Below are 23735 nucleotides of genomic sequence, written 5' to 3' on the forward strand. Positions count from 1 at the left end.
AGTTAAGAATTTACGGTTATTAATTTTGCAGTTTCTTTGGCGCGTTCTGTTACTTCATTAATTGGAGTTGAAAGTGAATCATGGCTTAAAACAACTCCCATTCTTCGATAAGGTCTTGAAGTTGGCTTACCGAAAATCCTGAAATCGGTTTTTGGTAAAGCCGCTACTTTTTCGATTCCTGTAAAAGTTGGATTTGCAGAATCTTCTGATGCTAAAATTACGGCGCTTGCTCCAGCTTTTTCTAAAGTGATTTCGAAAATTGGAAGACTTAAAATAGCTCTTAAATGCAATTCAAATTCGTTGAAGTTTTGCGTTCCAGCCAAAGTTACCATTCCGGTATCGTGCGGACGTGGAGAAAGTTCAGAGAAATAAACGCCTTCATTGGTCAGGAAAAACTCAACACCAAAAAGTCCGGCACCGCCTAAGGCTTCCGTAATTTTTTCGGCCATATCCTGCGCTTCGTACAAATCTTTTTCTGAAACCAAAGCAGGTTGCCAGCTTTCCTGATAATCGCCTCTTTCTTGTCTGTGTCCAATTGGAGAGCAGAATAATGTAGGATTGTTATTTTGAGTAATCGTTAAAAGCGTAATTTCTGAATGAAAATCAACAAAAGCCTCCACAATCACTTCAATAACATCACCACGCGAGCCTGCAACGGCATATTGCCATGCTTTTTCAATGTCGCTTTCAGTTTTGATTGTTGATTGTCCTTTTCCAGAAGATGACATTAAAGGTTTTACCACACAAGGAATTCCAACTTCCTGAACGGCTTTTTGCAGTTCTTCTGCTGAGGTTGCGTATTGGTATTTTGCTGTTCTTAATCCGAGTTCTTTTGCGGCTAAATCACGAATAGCTTTACGATTCATGGTAAAGTTTGCCGCTTTCGCTGAAGGAACAACGGTAATTCCCTGTTTTTCGTAATCGTAAAAACGTTCCGTGCGAATGGCTTCTATTTCGGGAACGATAAAGTCTGGTTTGTGTTTGGCTACGATTTGGTCAAGAGCTTCGCCGTCGAGCATATTAATGACCTCAAAACCGTGTGCGACTTGCATGGCTGGTGCATTTTCGTAACTGTCAACTGCGATTATGGTTTGTCCGATTCGTTGTGCGGCTATTACGAATTCTTTGCCTAATTCGCCTGAACCTAGGAGTAATATTTTCATTTTGGAGTTTTGTAGTGTTTAAGTAGTAAAAGTAGGGAAAAAGCTTTTTTTAACCGCAAAGTTCGCAAAGATTTACGCAAAGAGCGCTAAATTTTTGTTTTTAAGATAAAAAAAGAACTCAAAGAATTTCTCACGCAGATTTTGCAGATTCAAGCAGATTTAATTTAATAACCAACTTACGTTTTAGAAAAAGTAACCATACAGTTTGTCATTTCGAGGAACGAGAAATCACACTCGGGATTCGACAAAGATTGGCGATTTTGATTGCGGAGTTTCTAGTGCGATTTCTCGTTCCTCGAAATGACAAGATTCGGGGAATTATAAACCTAAAAGTTCTTCTGAAAATATTTGCGTGAGGGATAGAAGTGGAAAGCCCACAGCCTGACGAAGGAAGTGCGAGGACTTGTAACGGATAGCCCGACCCGGAGGGGCACGCCCAAAATAAAAAGGTCCGCAAAGATTTTAAAATTAATCTTTGCGAACCTTGCGTATTTCTTTGCGTTCTTTGCGGTTAAATAATATTAATGAAAATGATCTTCTTCAATCTCAAATTCAGCATCTTTTTCCCAGATTTCCATTTCGCAGGGTTTACAGTTGAATTTTAGTTTGTATTCCAATTCTCCCTGTTTTAATACTAATGGCTCTTTTACCTTGACACCAACTATATCTTTTTGGTGAATTGGGCATTTTTTTAATTCGTATTTAATGCAATATTTAGTTGTCATTACACGAGATTTTCCTGGATCCCATTGTAATTCAAATGCTTTTTCGATTTCGGTAACACCGTGGCGTTCGTAGAATTTACGAGCGGTTTTGTTCGAAACGTTGTACATGAAATCCAATTTGGTTTCTGGATAAGGATGTGATGTTTTTACCAATTGATGCTCTTCGCGAACGTAATTTGCCAAACGAATTTCTGATAATTGTTCGAAAACATTTCTTCTCATTTCATTGATTTTTGAAATAGGAAGGAACCAATTTTCAGAGAACATTACATTGATTTCATCAGCGCTGTAAGGCGTAAAGCCTGTTTTTGCCAACTGAACTTTAATGTTTTCTTCGATCGATTCGCCTGTTTTCGTTTTTTCTTTCGGGTGTTCTAATTTTACTGTGCTTACGTTTCCGTCTTCATCGGTTGCGATTAATTCAAAACCGTTTTCGTTTTCTGTAAGTAATAAAGTCGTTCCAATTTTACGGATCGCACTGTCTTCTCTTTCAACGATTTTGATGAAAGCAGCGTCATTATTTCTATAAATAAAGGTCCCGTCTTTTATTTCTTTTAAAACGTTTGGATAAACTTTTCCGTTTTCGGCTTTGTTTACGTAGATTCCGTCGGCTTCATTGTTTTCGTTGATGAAACAAAGTCCATCACCATTGTTTAATAATTCACCGTTTTCAATTTCGTAAGCATCTCCAATAGTTCGAATTAATTTACCAATATATTGACCTTTTGATTTTGGACTTTCCCAAGAACCAATTGAGCTATGTCTTTCGTTTACGAAATAATCAGTATAACCACGATTGAAAGTTCTGCTTAAAGTAGAATCGAAAGTATAGGTGCATTTTCCAGAAGAAGCTTTGATGTATTTATCGCTTCCTTCTAAATAGCTGTCTAGTTTTTGACGTAAATAAGAAACGTTATTTTTAACGTAAGCAACGTCTTTTAATCTTCCTTCGATCTTGAAAGAAACGATTCCAGCTTCGATCAAATTCGGGATTTGATCTGAAACGTCTAAATCTTTAATCGAAAGTAAGTGACTGTTTCTGATTAAAGTATCTCCATTTCCGTCGATTAAGTTATATGGTAAACGGCAGTTTTGCGCGCATGAACCACGGTTCGCACTACGTTCTCCGTTTGCCACACTCATATAACAGTTTCCGCTGAATGATACGCAAAGTGCTCCCGTTACGAAGAATTCTAATTCAACATCAGCGTAATCGTAGATCTCTTTAATTTGATGCAGGTTCAATTCACGCGCTAAAACCACACGTTTGATTCCAGCATCTTTAAGGAATTTTATTTTTTCTTTGTCACGATTATTAGCTTGTGTACTGGCATGAAGTACGATAGGAGGCAAGTCCATTTCCATAATTGCCATATCTTGAATGATCAAAGCATCGACACCAATATCGTATAATTCCCAAATCATGGCACGACACGTTTCTAATTCGTTGTCGTATAAAATGGTATTCATTACCACAAAAACCTGAGCATTAAATAAATGCGCATATTTTACTAATGCTGCAACATCTTCAATAGAGTTGTTGGCATTAGAACGTGCTCCAAATTGTGGTGCTCCAATATATACTGCATCTGCACCGCTGTTAATAGCTGCCATTCCGCCAATTAAATCTCTTGCTGGAGCTAATATTTCTATTTTCTTCTTCATTTCTAAAACTTTAGCCTTTTGTGGTATTCACGAAAAAAAGTGTGCAAAGGTCTAATAAATTATTCGAGTTTGCTAGTGATGAAGCGATTTTTTTGAAATTGTTAACTTAATATGGGATGAATTTATTTTATTTCTAATTTACGAATTAAAATTCGTTGCTACAAAATGAATTCTTACTTCGCAAATTAATCAAGAAAGAGTCGTAGACTCAGGACATATTGTAGGGGCAGATTTTAATCTGCTTATGTAGGTTTTTTTATTAGAAACAAAAAAACCACCCGATCCGAAGACCGAGCAGTTTTCAAAAAAAAGCATGAATCGATTAGTTTGCTCTCATTTTAATTTGTGATAAAGTATTTTGAATACTGTTTAATTGTTTCGATACAATGTAAATTTGATCGTGTTCTAAAAGATTCCCTTCGAGTGCCATTTTATATTTTTCGATTGCGGCTTCTTCACCAGTAATACAAGCATTTATAATGGCTTCTGTATCACCTCCTGTAAATGCTGATTTTATATCAATCCATGTACGGTGTAAAACACCAAGTGGTCCGCCGCCAGAAGTATCTGTCGATTTTCCTAATTTGTTGATTTGATTTTGTAGTTCTACAATAAACAACGCTCTTTCGCGAGCATATTCAAGAAAATCGCTTTTCATTGCTGGATTTTCTACATGTTCAGCTGCATCTGTATATCCTAATTTTCCATCTTCAAGAATCGAAATTAATCCTTCTAAGGTTTTAATTGTTTCTGTTGTGGTTTCTTCTGCATTTATCATGACATATAATTTTTGAAATTAATATGTTACAAAGTTTGCAATTATAAAAGGCTTTGTTTTACATGATTGCAATCGAGGTTTTATAATATTGTAGAATGGGAATTTTGAAACTGTTTTTTTGTTTGCTTCGAATTTCTCGAATTTCAACAATTTTAGAAGCTTTGGATTTTCTTTTGAAAATGATATTTCTCGTTTACAGTTTGCGTGAGGGATAGAAGAGGAAAGCCCAGAGTCTGATAAAAGAAGTGCGAGGACTTGTAGCAGATAGCCTCCCGATAGCTATCGGGAAAGGGACACGTCCATAAAAAAACAGCTTAAAGTATAAAAGTGATGAAACTTTTGAACCTTAAGCCGTTTTAGTAAAACTTAGTATATTGTTATGCAGTCAAAGCTTCTTTGATTCTGCGTAATGCTTCTTTTAAGATATCGTTGCTTGTTGCGTAAGAGAAACGAATACAGTTTGGATTTCCGAAAGCGTCTCCGGTTACTGTTGCTACGTTTGCTTCAGCTAGAAGATACATAGAAACATCGTTTGCATCTTTAATTTCGTGTCCTTTTAAAGTTTTTCCAAAGAAAGAAGAAACGTCTGGGAATACATAGAAAGCTCCTTCTGGAACGTTGATTTTTACGCCTGGAATTTCTTTTAATAATCCAACCACTAAATCTCTACGTCCGTGGAAAGCTTGAACCATTTCGTTTAATACGCTTGGATCAGCATCTACAGCTGTAATTGTAGCACGTTGCGCAACAGAATTTGCACCAGAAGTTACTTGTCCTTGAATTTTTGTACACGCTTTTGCGATGAATTCTGGAGCTCCGATGTAACCAATTCTGTATCCTGTCATTGCAAATGCTTTTGCAACTCCATTTACAGTGATTGTTTTTTCTAACATTCCTGGGATAGAACCGATACTGCAGAAAGTTCCAGAGAAATTGATGTGCTCATAAATCTCATCTGCAACTACATAAATATTTGGGTGTTTTTCTAAAACTTTAGCTAAAGCTGTTAATTCTTCTCTGCTGTAAACAGATCCAGATGGATTACAAGGAGAAGAAAACCACATCATTTTTGTTTTTGGTGTGATTGCAGCTTCTAATTGTTCTGGAGTGATTTTGAAATCTGTTTCAACAGAAGTTGGAACTTCTACTGGAACTCCACCAGAAAGTTTTACGATTTCGAAATAAGAAACCCAGTAAGGTGCTGGTAAGATAACTTCGTCACCGTCGTTTAACATTACTTGTGCAATGTTGTATAAAGATTGTTTTGCTCCTGTAGAAACTACGATTTGAGATGGTTTGTAATCTAAATCATTATCTCTTTTGAATTTTCTGCAGATAGCTTCTTTTAAATCTTGGTATCCATCAACTGGAGAATATGTGCTGTAGTTGTCGTCGATTGCTTTTTTTGCAGCTTCTTTGATAAAATCAGGTGTATTGAAATCTGGCTCACCTAAACTTAAGCTGATAATGTCTTTTCCTTGTGCTTTTAATTCGCGTGCTAAAGCGGCCATTGCTAATGTTTGCGAAGTCGCTAAGTTGTTGATTCTGTCCGAAAGAATATGATTCATTATAAAATTTTTGAATGTCCTTAATTTGCTACGCCTATTAAGGAAGGTTAATTATTAATAGATTTTTTTTAGTTTTTAAACTGCTAATTCTGGTTTCATTCCCAAATCACGTAAATGTTTAAAGTGAGCAACAACGGCACTTCCCATTGTTTTGTATTCATAATATGGCAAATTGCATTCTTTTGCTGTTTCTTTTACAATTTTTGCAATTTTACCGTAATGAATATGACTAATATTTGGAAAAATATGATGTTCGATTTGATGATTTAATCCGCCTGTGTACCAGTTTACAATTGGATTTTTGGGAGCAAAATTAGTCGTTGTGTACAATTGGTGAACAGCCCAAGTGTTATCCATTTCTCCTAATTCATTTGGAGTTGGATTTGTGGTATGATCTACAACGTGTGCTAATTGGAATACAATACTTAAGATTAATCCAGCTGTATAATGCATTACAAAAAATCCTAAAAGAACTTTCCACCAAGTAATTCCAATTAAAATTGGCAGAACAATCCAGATAGAAAGATAAATCATTTTTGTGATTATAAGAGTTGTCCAAAGGATTTTTGGGCTTTTTGGTTCTCCGTAAGATAATTTTCTTTTAAGATAATTACGCATTTGCTTAAAATCGGTAGTAAGTGCCCAATTGAAAGTTAATAATCCGTATAAGAAAACAGAGTAGTAATGTTGGAAACGGTGAAAACTATGCCATTCTGCATGTTCCGTAAAACGAATAATACGACCTGCGTCTAGATCTTCGTCGTGACCAGGAATATTAGTATAAGTGTGATGCAAAACATTATGCTGTACTTGCCAGTTGTATACATTTCCTGCCAAAACGTAAATAGTTCCACCCATGAATTTATTAATCCAGTTCTTAGTAGAATATGATCCGTGGTTTCCGTCGTGCATTACATTCATTCCCACGCCAGCCATTCCAATTCCAATTACGATTGATAAAAGCAACATTACCCAAAAAGGCATGTCAAGCGTAAGGATTAAAAAGTAGGGAGTTAAAAAAACAGCAAATAGAATAACAGCTTTTAAATGTAACTGCCAATTCCCGGTTTTTTTTATATTATTTTCTTTGAAATAATTGTTTACGCGAGAGTTAAGCGTTCTGAAAAACTTCAGATTGTCTTGCCTTGCAAAAATAGGTGCGTCGTTATTCATAATTGATTTAAATAGTTTTCAAAGGTAATTATTATAAATTCTCAATTTGCAAAATTGAGTTAAATATTTCAATCGTAAAGTAGTACTTTTGTTAAAAATTTACAGCAATGGATGAGATATTGAAATATTTTCCCAATTTGAGCGATCTTCAAATCGAACAATTTCAAAAATTAGACTTTTTATACCACGATTGGAATGAAAAAATCAATGTGATTTCTAGAAAAGACATTGATTCTTTGTATACGAAACACATTTTGCATTCGTTAGGAATTGCTAAAATAATGAAATTCGAACCTGGAGCGACTGTTCTAGATGTTGGAACAGGAGGAGGCTTTCCTGGAATTCCGTTAGCAATTCTTTTTCCTGAAACTCGTTTTTATTTGATTGATGTTATTGCTAAAAAAATAAAAGTAGTACAAGGCGTTGCAGATGCATTAGAATTGAAAAACGTAAAAGCAGAACAAAAACGTGCTGAATTGGTAAAAGGAGATTTCGATTTTATAGTAAGCCGCGCTGTAACCAATATGCCTGATTTTGTTTCTTGGATTAAAGATAAAATTAAGAAACAGCACAAACACACTTTAAAAAATGGAATTCTTTATTTAAAAGGTGGAGATTTAGCTGATGAATTAAAAGATTTTCCAAATGCTACCTTATATGATTTGGCAGATTATTTTGAAGATGAGTTTTTTGAAACCAAAAAAGTAGTTCATCTTCCTTTAAAGTTTAAACCGTAATATTTTATATAAAAGCAAATAACCCGATTAGAGTTTCTAAATCGGGTTATTTTTTTGAATTAAAACTAACGTTTAAAATTATGAAGCTTTCTTTGAAAAATTCAGGAATGTATTTGCTTTATGATCTAAATTGTCGATGAAACTATGAATAGCATTTTCTGATGCTTCAGCAGAATATTCAAATGCTGTGTCAAAGAAGTATTCTCTCGAAATTACAGGTTCGTTTGAAGAATCATAAATCATTTCATCACTTTCATCTAATTCATCATTTTGATATGGATTTGGATGTGTGTGAATTAAGTTTGTAATTGTCTGACCCAACCAATTGTCAAATTTTTTCTTTTTTGGAGTAATGTGGCGCGCCAACAATATTAATCCAACAAGATCATTTTGTAAGAAGTAAGAACCTCTTCTGTATTTTGCATCAATCATTGTTACGTTCATTAATGCAATCCATAATGCACCATTGACAGAACCATTTGCAGGAACTTCAAAATCGGTATCAAATAATAATGGATTTGTTTGTTCAAGATTAGTGACAGAACACCAAAGAGCTTCAATTCGTTTTTGTGTATCATTTGTAGCTTGACTGTAACCTGTAAAACGCCAGTAAACCCACTCTAATAATGCAGCAGTCAAACCAATTGAGCCTTTATGGTTGATGTGCATTAAAGTGTTTTCAAGCTCTTCATTTTCTTCAACGGGATCTAGAAGTTTATTTATTTTCTTTTTTGTCCATTTATAATCAATAGCATGTCCAATGCTTTTAGATTCCATAATAACTTTAGGAACATTGTTTAAATTTCTCATACTTATGTTGTTAATTTATTAAATCTTTTAATGTTGATTAATGATGAGCAAATTTATGCGGATGAGTTTTTTTTGAAAGGAACAATAAGTTTTTAAAGTATTAAAATAAGACAATTTGAGTTTTTAAAGTGTTGATTTTTAAATAAATAAGAAAAGTATTACAAAAAATATTATGCAAAAATGATCTTTTTATTTGTAGATATTTTTATACTTTAGTGTAAGTTTTTACTTCTGTAAAATTCTTTAAAGTTCTTATTTGTAGTGTTTTATGTTTTAGGTGTTTTTCATAATTTTAAAATTATCTCAAATGAAAAAAGTAATTTTTATGTTGCTCCCTTTATTAGTATTAGCAGTTTCCTGCGAAAAAAAATCAGATAAAAATAAATCTGAGAACGAATCTTTGGACAAGATTTCGAAATTAGTTCCTTTGAAAGAGAAAGTTTTAACTGCCGAAGAGCAGAAAGCTTTGACTCCAGATTTGGTCATAAAAAGTTTGAAAGATGGAAACAAGCGTTATATGAATAATGATCTTACTTTAAGAGATCATTCAGCCTTAGTGCGTGATGCCGCAGAAGGGCAATATCCAAAAGCTGTTATTCTTTCGTGTCTTGACAGTAGAATTGCAGTTGAAGATGTTTTTGATAAAGGAATTGGAGATCTTTTTGTTGGAAGAGTTGCAGGGAACTTTGTAAATGAGGATTTACTAGGCAGTATGGAATTTGGCTGTAAAGTTTCTGGAGCAAAACTTATTCTGGTTTTAGGACATGAATCATGCGGAGCCATTAAATCTGCAATCGATGATGTAAAACTCGGAAATATTACAGCAATGCTTGCAAAAATAAAACCAGCTATTGCTAAATCTCAAGATTTTGCTGGTGATAAAACTGTGAAGAACGATGATTTTGTAGAATATGTTGCAAAAAATAATGTTTTACAGACAATTGCAGATATAAAATCGAGAAGCCCAATTTTGAAAGAAATGGAAGATAAAGGCGAAATCAAAATAATAGGTGCTTATTATGATCTGCATTCTGGAGAAGTAATTTTTCTTTAATAAAAATAAAGGCTTAAACTTCAGAATGAAGTCTAAGCCTTTTATAATCTATAATCTGAACTCTAAACTCTAAAATCAGATTATCCTAAGAAAGGGTATCTGTAATCTTCTGGAGTTACAAAAGTTTCTTTGATAGTTCTTGGAGAAGCCCAACGTAATAAGTTTAATGCAGAACCTGCTTTATCGTTAGTTCCAGAAGCTCTTGCTCCGCCAAATGGCTGCATTCCTACAACAGCTCCAGTTGGTTTATCATTGATATAGAAGTTACCAGCAGAGTTTTGTAATTTAGTTGTTGCTATTTCAATAGCATAACGATCTTGACTAAATACAGCTCCTGTTAAAGCGTACTCAGAAGTAGTATCAACTAATTCAAGAGTTTCTTCCCATTTAGCATCTTCATAAACATAAATAGTGATAACTGGTCCAAACAACTCAGTTTCCATTGTAGTATATTTTGGGTTTGTAGTAACAATAACTGTTGGCTCAATAAAGTATCCAACCGATTTGTCATAATTTCCTCCAACGATGATTTCTGCGTCAGCATCTTTTTTAGCTTGATCAATATAACTAGCTAGTTTATCGAAAGAACCTTCGTGAATAACTGCTGTAATAAAGTTTCCAAAATCTTCTGGAGAACCCATTTTCATAGATTTTACATCAGTAATTAATTGCTCTTTTACAGCTGGCCATAAACTTTGCGGAATATAAGCTCTAGATGCTGCAGAACATTTTTGCCCTTGGAATTCAAAAGCTCCACGAGTAATTCCTGTAACAACTTGTTTTACGTTTGCGCTTGGGTGAGCAATGATAAAATCTTTACCTCCAGTTTCACCAACAATTCTTGGGTAGGTTTTGTAGTTGTGGATGTTTGCACCAATTTTTGCCCAAATATCTTTAAATACGTGAGTTGATCCTGTAAAGTGAATACCTGCAAAATCACGGCTTGCCAAAACAGTATCAGTAATCATTAAAGCATCTCCGAAAACTACGTTTATAACTCCATCAGGAACTCCAGCTTCTTTGAAAACATCTAAAATGATTTTTGTAGAAAATACTTGGCTATCACTTGGTTTCCAAACCACAACGTTACCCATCATAGCAGCACTAGCAGGAAGATTTGCAGCGATTGCAGTAAAGTTGAAAGGAGTAATAGCATAAACAAAACCTTCTAAAGGTCTGTATTCTACACGATTCCAAACAGAAGAATCTGATTTTGGCTGATCGTTGTAGATTTGAGTCATATATTCAACATTGTAACGTAAAAAGTCGATCAATTCACAAGAAGCATCGATTTCTGCTTGGTGAATATTTTTAGATTGACCAATCATTGTCGCAGCGTTGATACGAGCTCTGTATGGTCCTGCGATAAGTTCAGCAGCTTTTAAGAAAATAGCAGCACGTTGTTCCCATGCCATATTTGCCCATGCTTTTCTTGATTCAAGAGCATTAGCAATTGCTTTTTCAATATGTTGTTTTTCAGCTAAATGATATTTTCCAACAACGTGTTTGTGGTCGTGTGGAGCTGTAATGTTTCTTGTGTTTCCAGTTCTGATTTCTTCGCTTCCTATATGCAAAGGAACGTCAATTTGAGAATTCCACATTGTTGTGTAAGCCGCCTGAACAGCTGCTTTTTCTGGAGAGTTTGGTGCGTAGCTTTTTACAGGCTCGTTTACCGCTTTTGGTACATGGAAAAATCCTTTAAGCATGTTATTTAAAATTTGTGAATTAGACAATTTAAAGTTAGACGATTTGTTTTGTTACGAATAATCTAACGCTGCACAAAAGTACAAAGGATAAATTAATAAATTGACAATTTTATGATTAAGATAACGATAAAAGCAATCGTTGCAAATTATATCTTAATTTAAAGCAAAAGGAGCACACATTCTAAAAGTAGGAACGATAACTTTGAATGTTTTTGTTGTAGTAAAATTGATCATATTAAAATGACCTTTCATAGCGCCATAAGGAGACGATAATAAACAACCAGAACTGTAAGTATGATTTTCTCCAGGTTTTAAAACCGGTTTTTTGCCAATTACGCCTTCGCCGTCTACAACTTCTAAGTCGTTTAAAGAATCAAAAATTTCCCAGTGGCGAGAAGTTAACTGTACAGAATCTTTACTATGATTTTCGATGGTAACTACGTAGCTAAAAGCAAAATGAATCTTGTAGTTCTTGAAGTATGTACCTTCAAAACTAGTCAAAACAGATATTTTTATGCCTCGTGTAATTTGAGAAACCATACTAACGCCGTATATATGTGAGTGTTATAGAGGCAAAGCTACGAAAAAAAATCGTTTAATCTAAAACCTTAACATTTGTTTTAGTTGACTATATTGATAGAGTTTGCATTTCCTTTTCCAATTACACGCTGATAACGATCTGTAGCTTCTTTATAATAGACTAAAATCGTGTACTCATTTTCAGTCTGATAAAAGTTTCCATCAATAGCATTTTCATTATCAATGACTCCTTTTTTATCAGCTACAGTATATTGAAAATTGGTAAAACCTTGTTTGATCATAATGGCTTTTTCGAAAACGCCTTTGTCAGTGTTGTAATCCATTTTATATTCTGGCGTAAGACTATAATTATTGAACATTCCGGTAATATAAATGTCTTTGTTCAATCTAAAAGCAGGTGCCGAAAGTGTAAAATATACCCAAGCATAATCGGCTTCAATATCATTGTTAGAACCATTGATATTTTTCACAACAAAATTTCCATTTACATCTTCATAATTGGTGTAAATCTGATTTCCTCTTGCTGCATTAGTGTATAAATGAGCGTTATAAATATCGCCGTTAGAACCTACTTTAGCCACATTATTATTTGCTGCACGAATGTCTTTATTTTCAAAATATAAAAACTCATTTCCGCCCCAAAATTGGGTTTCTTTGTCATATTTATAAATAAGCTGATTACCAATGGTATATTGAGGAACAATATTCTTTATCTCAGTATGAAAGTTTCCATTTTGCAATAAAAGAACTTTTACATTCTGCAATGGTGTCTGAAAAACAATATCATTTGACAAAATTGCAATATCAAGATTCTGTTTATAGTCAATATTGCTGAGGTTACGGGTTCTTTTTACTTGAGCTCCAACGGTACAATGGTTTTCGTACAAAATAAATTTTCTTGAGAAAACGACTTCTTTATCATCGTTTAGAATTCGAAGCATATAATTTCCCGAAAGTTTCAATAGCTGCGTAAACTGATTAGGGAAAGAAAGTCTGTAATGCGTATAAACCTGAAGTGTATTAAAAGAATTCGAAAAATCTGTAATTCTCTGATTATCCATACCGAGAATATAGTCAGTTTTTGGAATATCTGTTGGATACCAGTTGTAATCGCAATGAATAACTTCAAAATAATAATTGGCTTCATTGCCAAACAAATCATCAAATTGAAATGTAAATGCTGAACCTAATTCGAAAATGGGCGAAACATTACTGCCATTCTGAATAAAAGAGACAGTTTTAATATTATAAGGAGGATCGATTTCTTTTTCTTGAGCTTTCGCTAAAGTGAAAATAAAAAGAAAAATGAAGCTTGAATAGAAAAATTTTGGCATCTTATTTCGTTGTAAGATTGTAAATATAACAATTTTATATAACGAAAAAGATGCCAATCTATTGGATTTAACTATTAAGAACCCAAAATATATTCTAAGTTACCTTCAATTTCATCATTAATATAACTTTCTTCTAAAAGGGAATCAGATAATAGTTTTTTGTTTTCCTGTAATTTTATGATTTTTTCCTCAACAGTGTTTTTAGAAATAAAACGAATCACATTTACTTTATTCAATTGCCCAATTCTATGTGCTCGACCAACTCCTTGTTTTTCTGCGAAAGGATTCCACCACGGATCCAAGAATAATACGTAAGAAGCTTTTGTAATATTCAAGCCAACTCCACCGGCTTTTAATGAAATAAAGAATAACAACGGATTTTCTTTTTCCTGAAATAATTTTACTTGCTGTTCTCTTTTGTCTGCAGGTGTTTCACCTGTAATTTCGCAGAATTCAATTTTATTTTCTTTACACCAATCGGTATAAAAACTTAAATTGGTAACAAACGAACTGAAAATAATCGCTTTCTGTTTTCCTTTTACTAAACTTTCTAAATAGTTCGTAACCGCAATATATTTTCCAGAATCAATTTCTGAGTCAGCATCGACCATTTTTGGGTGATTACTTAACTGACGCAGTTTCATCAAAGTATTGATAATGCTGATTTTGTCAGGAGATCCGTCAGTTTTAAGAAGGAAATTACGAGCTTTAGATTTTTCTTTTTCGTATAATTTTTCCTGTTCAGGATCCATATCGCAGTAATAAATCTGCTCTATTAATTCTGGCAAATCTTTTAAAACCTGTTCTTTAGTTCGTCGCAAAATATAAGGCTGAATAAGATTTTTTAATTCTGCCAAAACCTCTTCATTCTGTTTTTTCTCAATCGGATTTTTGAAATTTTCCATAAAAAAAGCATAGCTTCCTAAAATCTCTGGATTGATAAACTGCATTTGCGACCATAAATCGTCAAGCGAATTCTCGATCGGAGTTCCACTCAAGGCAATTTTATGTCCCGTACTAATTTTATTTATGGCTTTAAAAATCTTAGAATTTTTGTTTTTGATATATTGACTTTCGTCCAAAATCAAATAACGGAAATCGTATTTTTCTAAAATTGAAATATCGCGATGAATGATGCTGTAACTTGTAAAAATCAAATCGGTTGAATTGATTCTGCTTGCTAATGATTTTCTGTCATTTCCAACATATTGCATTTTCGAAAAGTGAGGCGTAAATTTTCCAGCTTCATTAAACCAGTTAAAAACTAATGAAGAAGGAAGAACAATAAGGGCTTTAAGCGGTTCTCTTTCGACAGTAGTTTCGTTGGCAAATAAATCAAAATTAGTAGTTTTGGTTGTAAAGCCTAATTGTTCTTGCACCGAAACCAAAACAGACAAAGTTTGTAACGTCTTTCCAAGTCCCATATCATCGGCCAAACAAGCACCCATATTGGAATTAAAATGTCTTAAAAGCCATTTTACACCCTCAATTTGATAGGGTCTTAAAGTTGCTTTTATTAAATCTGAAGCTGTAAATTCAGCTTGATGAATTTGATCTAAATCATTGTCGATTTCTGAAATTCCGTCTAAAGCAGTAAAATTGCTTTTTCGTAAAAGTAAAACGCCATTTTCTGTTTTGGCTAATTTTGCCAAAGAGCCGTATTTGCTAAACCATTCTAACGGAATCAAGAAATAGTTTCCGTCAGGCAACGCAAAAAGTCTTTCTTTGCTTTTTATATTTGGAATAATTTCGCTGAAATTGATTTTATAATTTCCAACGGTAATAATTATTTTAATATCAAACCAATCTCCAGTCGTTTCTTTTGATGCAGAAATGGTATAACTTTCTGTAACAATCTCTCTGCTTTCTAATTTCAGATTTTCAACAGTAAAACCTAAACTTTTCAGCTTTTCTTTATTATCAATAATTAGTTGAATATTGACATAAGGATCTTTATTCTCTGCTTCTGAATGTAATCCAAATAGTTCGTTTTTGATTTTGGTTAAACCAATTTCATTTAATTTTTCGATAAAAAAACTTTCTTCAGAATTTCTTTTAAACTGAATTATTTTAGGTTCATTAGCAACACTGAAATCGACAAAAGAATGTGTTTTTTTAGTTTTGCTTGCATCAAATGAATATCCGTTATAATCAAAATAAAGATTGAGATAATAACAGTTTTTAAAGAAATCATGAATAGGCTGAATCGTGCAGGAAATGATTTTATCTCGAAGTTCAATTTCAAAACCAGTTGCTTCAATATCAATTTTTTTCGCTATTTGCGGAATAAAACTTTTAAAGTAATCATCAACTAATTTTGAAGGGATTTCAATTGATTTTTTCTTTAAAAAAGGCATCAGTTTCTTAGAATTTAGCTCTTTTAACTGTCCTAATTTTTTATTGATAATGAGCCAGCCGGGTTCATCCAAAAGAATTTCAGCTTTGATATCCATTGGAGCAAAAGTGGTTTCATTTTCTTTTAAAGAAAGAGTGTAAGTGATTCCTTCAGGATGTTTGTCAAATTGAATCTGAGGTTCAAAATCAAGCGGATCAATATTGACTCTCGAACGATAAAAATCTTTTTCTGGTCCGAGATTTAGTGACAAAGGAAATTGCTCTTTTACAATCAAATCGTAAAATGAACTCAAATTGAATTTTAAATGCTGACGAATGGCAAAATCAATTTTAGAATCTTTTTGAAGATCAGCAATTGTTTTAGCCGATTTGATTTTTGCGCTGAACTTCTTGAAAATGAATTCAGGTTTTAAAGAATCGCAGGCTGTCAAAATTCTTTTGGTATTAGAATCTAAATTTTCAAAAACGATTCCAAAACTTTCCAGCACGTCGGGACTGGCTTTTTTGTTTAAATACTTAATTTCAGTAGTATTCTCAACGATGTAGGCAGTTGGAATATAGACATTCAGATTTTTTTCCAAACTGATGTCAAAACAGAATTGAAATGGTTTTGTAGGTTCCAAGATTTAGGGATTTGATTAGGCTTGTAATTTGGGAATTGGGCAAAAAATAAAGAGTTTTCAAAATAACAATAATTTGAAAACTCTTTAAATGAACTTATTTATGGTGAAAAGAATTAGTTTTCTTGTTTAAAGCAAAGCGGAATAATTTCGCCTTTAGCTAAACAATATTTTTCAACCAATTCTGGTGCAATTTTATTCGTATAATCTTCTTCGATAACAATAAAACCAATGCTTCTTAATTTATCGAAATAATCGCGTCCGTAAACGCGCACGTGATCGTATTGTCCGAAGATTTTAGCACGTTCTTTTTGATCTGTAATAGAATCATCTGCAAAGGTAACTTCGCGAGATAAATCCTGAGGAATCTGTAAAATCGCCATTCCGCCTGGTTTTAAAACTCTGTATAATTCCTGCATTGCTTTTGTGTCATCTGGAATATGTTCTAAAACGTGATTACATAAAATAACGTCATATTCATTGTCTTTGAAAGGTAAATTACAGATATCTGCTTTTACATCAGCCAAAGGCGAAAGTAAATCGGTTGTAGTATAATCGAGGTTTTTCTGATTTCGGAATCTTTTATAAAAAGCTTGTTCTGGAGCAAAATGCAATACTTTTTTTGGCGTTGTAAAAAAATCAGTCTGATCATTCAAATACAACCAAAGCAAACGGTGTCTTTCTAAAGAAAGTGTACTTGGCGAAAGCACGTTATTACGTTGTTTCCCGTATCCGTAAGGCAAAAACGATTTAAAGCTTCTTCCATCAATAGGATCTGTAAATTTATCTCCTCTTAAAGAGAAAGCCAAAATTGGACGCGCAACATAACTCAAGCGAATTAATAAAGGGCGCGGAATTGTATTAAGTACAAGTTTAAATAATTTTTTCACAGGAATAGATTCGGGTTATTTTTTATTATAGAACCAAAGGCACTTTTCTGAATTCGTCTTCTTCGTTGCTTTCGATTCCTAGAGCTTTGTAGATGTATTGAAAAGTCGATAATAATTCTGGTTTTCCATCAATTAAAGCCACATCGTGCTCAAAATGCGCACTAGGTTTTCCGTCAGCAGTCAAGATTGTCCAGCCGTCTTTTAGTTGTTTGATGTTTCTAGTTCCCATGTTGATCATTGGTTCGATTGCTACAACCATTCCTTCAACAAAAAGCTTTCCACGTCCACGTTTTCCATAGTTTGGCATTTCTGGTTCTTCGTGCATTTTTTGTCCAACACCGTGTCCAACCAATTCACGAACAACTCCGTAACCATGAGCTTCAGTATATTTTTGAATCGCATTTCCAACATCTTCCACACGATTTCCTGCTTTAAATTCTCTAATTCCAACATAAAGAGATTCTTTAGTTACTTGTAGAAGTTTTTTAACTTCAGGAGCAACTTCTCCAATTTCGAAACTGTATGCGTGATCTCCGTGGAAACCATTTTTGAAAGCTCCACAGTCAACCGAAATAACGTCACCATTTTTAAGAGGAACATTATTTGGAATACCATGAACAACTTGAGCGTTTGGACTCATGCAAAGCGAATTCGGGAAATCGTACAATCCAAGGAAACTTGGAACTGCACCGTGATCACGAATAAATTCTTCGGCTAATTTGTCAAGATATAATGTAGTAACTCCTTCTTTAATTTCAGAAGCAATCATTCCTAATGTTTTTGATACGATTAAAGCACTTTCGCGCATTAATTCGATTTCCTCTCTAGTTTTTTGGATAATCATATTTTTTCCATTTTTCAGTTCGCAAAAGTACAATATTTTATCTAAATTTTTTAGCCACGAATTCTCGAATTCTCTCAAACCAAAAATTAAAAAAAAGTTATTACACAAATGGATTAATTAATTTTTAAAGAAAATTCGTGAATTAGTGACTATCAAAACAATCAATAGAGTTAAAGCGTTTCGGAAAAAAGACATAAATTAGTAGTACAAATGCTTATAATTATGGAAACTATTATAGATCGAGATATTGCTAAAGTAAAGGCTCTTAAGAAAATGAAGAGAAATGCTTTAGGACTTTTGGGTATTGCAGTATTGTTGTTTTTAATTGCTATTTATTTTAAAATTCCGATGCTACAGGCTTTTAGCGAAGCGGCAATGGTTGGTGGAATTGCCGATTGGTTTGCGGTTGTGGCACTTTTTCGCCATCCGATGGGAATTCCGATTTGGCATACAGCCATTATTCCGACCAAGAAAAATGAAATAGGAGAGAACCTTGGAAATTTTGTTTCTGAGGAATTTCTGGACCGAGAAAAATTAGAAATTAAACTGGATGAATTTAATTTTGCAACCAAGGCTTCAGAATGGCTTTCGCATGAAGAAAATGCTAATAAAATTGCAAGTGTTGTTGCTCTCAACATTGTTCCAGGGATTTTAAGAACTATAAAAGATGAAGATGTTAGAAAATTTATTCAGGTTCAATTTAAAGAAAAAATTGAAGGAATAAATTTTGGAGATTGGGTCGCATTGGCTTTAGAACCTTTACAAAAAGGTAATGTAAAAGATCAATTATTGACTAATCTTTTGGAAGTGATGAGTGCTGAATTGGCGAGCAATAAAGATTTAATTCGAAAAAAAGTAAAAGCTTCAACTCCCTTTTTAAGTTTCGGATTGGCTGATAAAAGTATAACGGAAGGTGTTTTTAATGGATTGCAAGATTTTTTAAACGAAGCAAAAAATCCAGAAAGCACGGTAAGACTTAAAATTGACGAATACGTTTATAATTTTCTAGACAAAATAAAAAACTCCGAAGAAATGAGAATTAAAATCAATGATATGATTTTGGGTTTTGTTGGAAAAAAAGAGGTTCAGGATTACATCAACGGAATTTGGGATGAAATAAAATTATCCATTACAAACGATTTGAATAAAGGTGATGATTCTTCAATAAAAAATAGTATTTCAAATTTAATTCAAACTTTCGGAAACGGAATTAAGGAAGATCCCATTATGATTGATAAAATCAACAGTTTTATAAAAAATGATTTATTATCGGTTCTTTTAAATAACAAAAAAGTAATTGGGGATTTGATTTCGTCAACCGTAAAAAGCTGGGACGGAAAAGAAGTTTCAGAAAAACTAGAATTAGAAATAGGAAAAGATCTTCAATATATTAGAATAAATGGGACTTTAGTTGGTGGGGTTATTGGGCTTGTGATTTATGGGGTTGAGCAATTGTATCATTATTTTATTATTTGACAACTAAAATCTTGTCATTTCTCCTTCGTCGAAATGACAAAAACGGGCGTAAAAAAAAGAGGCAAATTTTTAAAATTTGCCTCTTTTTTATAAAGAAAAAATATTTCCTATAATAATGAATGACAAGTCATTGCATTTGGCTGTTGCACGCCCATTAATTCTAAAATTGTTGGAGCTATATCGCCTAACACACCATCTTGAATGCTCTTCAGTTGTTTGTCAACTAAAATAATCGGTACTGGGTTTGTTGTGTGAGCTGTATTTGGAGAACCATCAGGATTAATCATTGTTTCGCAGTTTCCGTGATCAGCAATTACGATTGTTGTATAATCATTTGCAAGAGCAGCGTCGATAACTTTTTTCGCGCAAGCGTCAACAGCTTCACAAGCTTTAATTGCAGCTTCCATAATTCCAGTGTGACCAACCATATCTCCGTTTGCGAAATTCAAACATACGAAATCAACTTCACCTTTGTTCAATTCAGGAACAAGAGCATCAGCTAGTTCGTAAGCGCTCATTTCTGGTTTCAAATCGTAAGTTGCTACTTTTGGAGAGTTTCTCAAGATTCTAGATTCACCTTCAAAAGGAGTTTCTCTACCTCCAGAGAAGAAGAATGTTACGTGTGGATATTTCTCAGTTTCAGCAATTCTGATTTGTTTTTTGCCTGCTTTTTCTAAAACCTCACCAAGCGTTTCAGTGATATTATCTTTATTGTAAACTACTTTTACGTTTTCGTATGTTTCGTCGTAGTTTGTTAATGTTACATAATAAAGGTTTAGTTTATGCATATTTTGCTCGTGGAAATCTTGCTGAGAAAGTGCTTCAGTAAGTTCACGACCTCTGTCTGTTCTAAAGTTGAAGAAAATTACAACATCGCCTTCTACAATTGTAGCAAGAGGTTTTGCATTTTCGTCAACAATAACAACTGGTTCGATAAACTCATCTGTTACATCTTTTGCATAGCTGTCCAAAACACTAGCCACAGCATTTGTTGATGGAGTTCCAACGCCATTTACAACTAAATCGTAAGCTAATTTTACACGTTCCCAACGTTTGTCGCGATCCATTGCATAATAACGCCCGATGATAGAAGCAATTTTTACTGGAGTATCTTTAATATAATCTTCTAAATCATGAATATATTTTCCTCCAGATTTTGGATCAACGTCGCGTCCATCTGTAAAAGCGTGAATGTAAACTTGATCTAAACCGTATTCTTGAGAAGCATCGATTAATCCGCGAAGGTGTGAAGTATGTGAGTGAACACCACCGTCTGAAACTAATCCTAAAAAGTGTACTTTTTTATTGTTTTCTTTAGCGTAAGTAAAAGCATCAATTAAAACTTGCTCCTTTGCTAAAGTTTTGTGTTCTACAGCTAAATTTATTTTGGCTAAATCTTGATATACAATTCTTCCTGCACCAAGATTCATGTGTCCAACTTCACTATTTCCCATTTGGCCTTCTGGCAAACCAACATTTAATCCGTCAGTTCTAAGTTGTGCGCTTGGGTAATTTTTGTATAGACTGTTTATAAAAGGAACATTTGCATTGTCTATTGCAGATACTTTAGGGTCAGGAGATTTTCCCCAACCGTCTAAAATCATAAGGATAACTTTTTTGTTCATTACTTTTTGTTTTCTACAAAGATAAGCCATTTCTAAAATAGGCAAGAAACGATTGTTACATTTATATTTAATAAAATGAAGAGAGATAAAAAATATTAATTTAATTGCAGAAGCCTTTATTTTTTAAAATTTATTCACGCTAAGCTCGCTTTCTGACTTTATTTTTGACAGCATTATAGTCAATAAAATATTTGACACTTATAGAAAATATGTGTTTTAAAGCATCATTATTTAAAAGTCCTGAAACATTGTGTCTGAAATCTTTATCAATAACTCTTTCAAAATTTGAAGCGTTATTTCGATACAAAGCAGTAAGCTGACTTCCAGGCGCAAACCACCATGAATAAGATAAATCGGCATTCCAAGAATAAAAACTTGAATTTTTATTGTCAGTGTACTGCGGATAAGGCGAAAGCTCTCCGTTTGGTTCTAATGATAAAATATCCTTATTATCAGCATAAGACCAATATTGACGAACAGCAAGATTTATTGTCATGGTGCTGTTTATGGCGTATTTACCTCCTAAAGTATTGGAATATGTAATAACGTTTCTATTGGCAAAAATGATTTCGTTTGGAGTCGTAGCATTATTGTCGTTGTCAATTTGATCGATGTAGCCTTTATTATTATTTTTTCTAAGATAGCTAAAGAAATAAGTCAATAAAAGTTTGTCGCTGAAACGGTATCTTGGTCCAATATCAAAGCCATACGTAATTCTTTCAGATTCATCAAACACATTAAATGTACCGTTTAAATCAATAGCAAATTTATGGTTATAGTTGGTAGAAATACTTCCCCAAGTTTCTATTCTTCTCGGAATTGCAACATATCTATTTTCGGCACGCGGCTCGTAATAATCATAAGTTTCTAACGGATAAAATGTAATTCCAGTTCCGTAATAATTGTTTTTTACCGTGGTTAAATTTAAATTCGCATTTATATTATTGTCCTGCAATTTTCCAGATTCTTTATTGAATTCGGTATACATATTATAGTTGATTCTAAAAGTGTTGAACTTTTTGGTCGGATTTAGAATTCTATAATTGGCATTCCCATAAAAATTATAATAATTAGTGTAAAAATTAATTCCGAGATCATTTGGATCGTAATCTTTTGTAACAAAATCTGAACCAATGCTATATCGGTAATTTCCGCTGGTTTCGGCCAAACTTACTGTCGAATAAAAACCATTTTTATCTTGAAAATCATTAATATGGCTGTATTTTACATTTCCAAATAAACTATAAGTATTCGCTTTTGTGTTTAAATCCCATGCCAAACCAGTAACATTTGCATCTCTAGTATGACCATTTCGAGTCACATTGGTATTGATAAAAGTAACCGACGAGTTTTTGCGAAAACGCTGATCTAAAACCAAAACATTGTAATTGGTAAGAGGTTCAACAATTACACGTCTCGTTTCTCCGCTTTCGTTGTTTTCTATTGTAGCAAAAGTCTTTTCGGTTACAGCGTTTAAAACCCCAATTCCAAGACCATCTTTGGTTCTTCCAGATAATTTTAGAGCATTAACCAAATTTACAGCGGCTGGCAATTCGGTAATTTCTTCATTTTCATTTAATGAAGGGTCGATTGATGGAGCGCCACCAATTCTTCGGGAATAAAACATATTTCCTTTGCTAAACAAATCTGTTCCTTCGGTAAAGAAAGCCCTGTTTTCGTTAAACTGCTGTTCAAAAGGACCAAGATTTAAAATTTGATCGTCATATTTTGTCTGTCCAAAGTCAGGAATTAAAATGGCATCAACTGTAAAAGCATCTGTTATACCATATTTAATATCCATTCCGCCTTTCATTGTTCCATACGTTTTTTGCCCTTCAGCGGCATTTAAATAGTAAGAAGCATAAGGCATAAAAAACAATCGAGTAGGAGGTTTTATGTTTTCAATTCCTTCTAAAGTTCCAGTCTGTTGTGTAAAAGTTCCAATTTTTTGGTCGACAAAATTCCATGTATATTTAAAACGTTCACGCTTGATTTCTCTAAAGAAATTAATTCCCCAAGTTTGTTTTTTTTCAGCAGAAAAACGTAAAGCAGAATAAGGAATTTTCATTTCGACAATCCATCCGTTTTCTGCTATTGCTGCTTTACTAATCCAGACAGCGTCCCAAGAATAATCTTCTCCGTTTGCGTCGGTCATGATGCAATCGCCCTGAACATCGGCTGCAGAAACGTAAAACATAAAATCTTGCTGTCCGTCATTGAAACCATTTATAAAAACACCAAAAAGATCTGCTGTTCCAAAATTATCACGCTGAGAAATTTCTTTTAAAATTTTAGAAGGCTCATTATCATACATCATTGCACCTATATATATAGCGTCATTATTATATAGGACTTTAATTTCAGTACGTTTTTCGTACGGAATTGCTTTTCCGTTATCTGGTTCAAGCATAACAAAATCGGTAGCAACTGGCACATTTTCCCAAGCAGGTTCGTCTAATTTTCCATCAATAGAAATGGCTTGCGAAGTTAATTGAGCCTGAAGTATTTTTTTCTGGCCATAACTCCACAAAGCAGATAATAGAAGACTTAAGAAAATGATTTTTTTCATTGATTTTTTATGCGAAATAGGTTTTTTATAGAAACAATAGACTAAATTTTATTCTAGTTGTTACACTTTAAGTTTCAAGATTTCCATTTTGTTCAGCTTTTTT

General features: G+C 33.5%; 17 protein-coding genes. 3 read left to right on the forward strand and 14 right to left on the reverse strand.

Annotated features, from left to right (window positions below; all coding sequences use genetic code 11):
- Positions 1-2 precede the first annotated feature (2 nt).
- From purT to OD917_RS15560, 5 genes are all read right to left on the reverse strand, one after another.
- Positions 3-1163 (reverse strand): formate-dependent phosphoribosylglycinamide formyltransferase, encoded by a 1161-nt coding sequence (gene purT, locus OD917_RS15540; RefSeq protein WP_263524325.1) that lies wholly within the window; start codon positions 1161-1163, stop codon positions 3-5.
- Positions 1164-1684: 521 nt separating this feature from the next.
- A complete protein-coding gene (locus tag OD917_RS15545) occupies positions 1685-3553 on the reverse strand; it encodes a peptidase U32 family protein (protein WP_263524326.1) in 1869 nt (622 codons plus the stop codon).
- Positions 3554-3875: 322 nt separating this feature from the next.
- Positions 3876-4331: a ferritin-like domain-containing protein gene (locus tag OD917_RS15550; protein ID WP_263524327.1), complete on the reverse strand. Its 456-nt coding sequence runs from the start codon at positions 4329-4331 to the stop codon at positions 3876-3878.
- 377 nt (positions 4332-4708) lie between these two features.
- Entirely contained in the window at positions 4709-5899 is a 1191-nt protein-coding gene (locus OD917_RS15555; RefSeq protein ID WP_057123704.1) for a pyridoxal phosphate-dependent aminotransferase, read from the reverse strand.
- Positions 5900-5974: 75 nt separating this feature from the next.
- Positions 5975-7072, reverse strand: a complete 1098-nt coding sequence (locus tag OD917_RS15560; protein WP_263524328.1) for a fatty acid desaturase family protein — start codon at positions 7070-7072, stop codon at positions 5975-5977.
- A 107-nt stretch (positions 7073-7179) separates the two neighbouring features.
- Between OD917_RS15560 and rsmG the strand changes: the two genes are divergently transcribed.
- Positions 7180-7809, forward strand: a complete 630-nt coding sequence (rsmG, locus tag OD917_RS15565) for a 16S rRNA (guanine(527)-N(7))-methyltransferase RsmG (protein WP_263524329.1) — start codon at positions 7180-7182, stop codon at positions 7807-7809.
- Between the two features lie 78 nt (positions 7810-7887).
- Here the strand turns inward: rsmG and OD917_RS15570 are convergent, their stop codons facing one another.
- Positions 7888-8619, reverse strand: a complete 732-nt coding sequence (locus OD917_RS15570) for a hypothetical protein (RefSeq protein WP_129746458.1) — start codon at positions 8617-8619, stop codon at positions 7888-7890.
- Positions 8620-8926: 307 nt separating this feature from the next.
- Here OD917_RS15570 and OD917_RS15575 point away from each other — a divergent pair, with 307 nt between their 5' ends.
- The gene (locus OD917_RS15575; RefSeq protein WP_263524330.1) at positions 8927-9673 is read left to right on the forward strand and encodes a carbonic anhydrase family protein; all 747 of its coding nucleotides are present in this window, start codon (positions 8927-8929) and stop codon (positions 9671-9673) included.
- 80 nt (positions 9674-9753) lie between these two features.
- Here OD917_RS15575 and pruA read toward each other — a convergent pair whose 3' ends face one another.
- The 6 genes from pruA to map all read right to left on the reverse strand — a co-directional run bounded on the left by pruA (position 9754) and on the right by map (position 17962).
- A complete protein-coding gene (pruA, locus tag OD917_RS15580) occupies positions 9754-11379 on the reverse strand; it encodes an L-glutamate gamma-semialdehyde dehydrogenase (protein WP_263524331.1) in 1626 nt (541 codons plus the stop codon).
- A gap of 153 nt (positions 11380-11532) precedes the next feature.
- Entirely contained in the window at positions 11533-11919 is a 387-nt protein-coding gene (apaG, locus tag OD917_RS15585; RefSeq protein ID WP_008467225.1) for a Co2+/Mg2+ efflux protein ApaG, read from the reverse strand.
- 80 nt (positions 11920-11999) lie between these two features.
- Positions 12000-13253, reverse strand: coding sequence for a DUF5103 domain-containing protein (locus OD917_RS15590; protein WP_263524332.1), 1254 nt, complete (start codon positions 13251-13253; stop codon positions 12000-12002).
- Between the two features lie 74 nt (positions 13254-13327).
- Positions 13328-16231 (reverse strand): DEAD/DEAH box helicase, encoded by a 2904-nt coding sequence (locus OD917_RS15595; RefSeq protein WP_263524333.1) that lies wholly within the window; start codon positions 16229-16231, stop codon positions 13328-13330.
- Positions 16232-16344: 113 nt separating this feature from the next.
- Complete coding sequence (locus tag OD917_RS15600) at positions 16345-17118, reverse strand: class I SAM-dependent methyltransferase (RefSeq protein ID WP_129746453.1); 774 nt, start codon at positions 17116-17118, stop codon at positions 16345-16347.
- A gap of 25 nt (positions 17119-17143) precedes the next feature.
- On the reverse strand, positions 17144-17962 hold the full coding sequence (gene map / locus OD917_RS15605) for a type I methionyl aminopeptidase (protein ID WP_111284594.1): 819 nt from the start codon (positions 17960-17962) through the stop codon (positions 17144-17146).
- Positions 17963-18184: 222 nt separating this feature from the next.
- Here map and OD917_RS15610 point away from each other — a divergent pair, with 222 nt between their 5' ends.
- Positions 18185-19438, forward strand: coding sequence for a DUF445 domain-containing protein (locus tag OD917_RS15610; protein WP_263524334.1), 1254 nt, complete (start codon positions 18185-18187; stop codon positions 19436-19438).
- 107 nt (positions 19439-19545) lie between these two features.
- Here OD917_RS15610 and gpmI read toward each other — a convergent pair whose 3' ends face one another.
- Positions 19546-21063, reverse strand: coding sequence for a 2,3-bisphosphoglycerate-independent phosphoglycerate mutase (gpmI, locus tag OD917_RS15615; protein WP_263524335.1), 1518 nt, complete (start codon positions 21061-21063; stop codon positions 19546-19548).
- 139 nt (positions 21064-21202) lie between these two features.
- Positions 21203-23632 (reverse strand): carbohydrate binding family 9 domain-containing protein, encoded by a 2430-nt coding sequence (locus OD917_RS15620; protein WP_263524336.1) that lies wholly within the window; start codon positions 23630-23632, stop codon positions 21203-21205.
- Positions 23633-23735: the final 103 nt, after the last annotated feature.

The sequence above is a fragment of the Flavobacterium sp. SH_e genome (assembly GCF_025717045.1).
GTDB lineage: Bacteria > Bacteroidota > Bacteroidia > Flavobacteriales > Flavobacteriaceae > Flavobacterium.

Bases quoted from the DNA above. Each gene is read 5' to 3' on its own strand.
- OD917_RS15545 (WP_263524326.1), bottom strand. From the start codon at position 3,553: ATGAAGAAGAAAATAGAAATATTAGCTCCAGCAAGAGATTTAATTGGC.
- map (WP_111284594.1), bottom strand. From the start codon at position 17,962: ATGATTATCCAAAAAACTAGAGAGGAAATCGAATTAATGCGCGAAAGT.
- OD917_RS15550 (WP_263524327.1), bottom strand. From the start codon at position 4,331: ATGATAAATGCAGAAGAAACCACAACAGAAACAATTAAAACCTTAGAA.
- rsmG (WP_263524329.1), top strand. From the start codon at position 7,180: ATGGATGAGATATTGAAATATTTTCCCAATTTGAGCGATCTTCAAATC.
- OD917_RS15575 (WP_263524330.1), top strand. From the start codon at position 8,927: ATGAAAAAAGTAATTTTTATGTTGCTCCCTTTATTAGTATTAGCAGTT.
- OD917_RS15590 (WP_263524332.1), bottom strand. From the start codon at position 13,253: ATGCCAAAATTTTTCTATTCAAGCTTCATTTTTCTTTTTATTTTCACT.
- apaG (WP_008467225.1), bottom strand. From the start codon at position 11,919: ATGGTTTCTCAAATTACACGAGGCATAAAAATATCTGTTTTGACTAGT.
- OD917_RS15620 (WP_263524336.1), bottom strand. From the start codon at position 23,632: ATGAAAAAAATCATTTTCTTAAGTCTTCTATTATCTGCTTTGTGGAGT.
- OD917_RS15570 (WP_129746458.1), bottom strand. From the start codon at position 8,619: ATGAGAAATTTAAACAATGTTCCTAAAGTTATTATGGAATCTAAAAGC.
- pruA (WP_263524331.1), bottom strand. From the start codon at position 11,379: ATGCTTAAAGGATTTTTCCATGTACCAAAAGCGGTAAACGAGCCTGTA.
- OD917_RS15560 (WP_263524328.1), bottom strand. From the start codon at position 7,072: ATGAATAACGACGCACCTATTTTTGCAAGGCAAGACAATCTGAAGTTT.
- gpmI (WP_263524335.1), bottom strand. From the start codon at position 21,063: ATGAACAAAAAAGTTATCCTTATGATTTTAGACGGTTGGGGAAAATCT.
- OD917_RS15555 (WP_057123704.1), bottom strand. From the start codon at position 5,899: ATGAATCATATTCTTTCGGACAGAATCAACAACTTAGCGACTTCGCAA.
- purT (WP_263524325.1), bottom strand. From the start codon at position 1,163: ATGAAAATATTACTCCTAGGTTCAGGCGAATTAGGCAAAGAATTCGTA.
- OD917_RS15610 (WP_263524334.1), top strand. From the start codon at position 18,185: ATGGAAACTATTATAGATCGAGATATTGCTAAAGTAAAGGCTCTTAAG.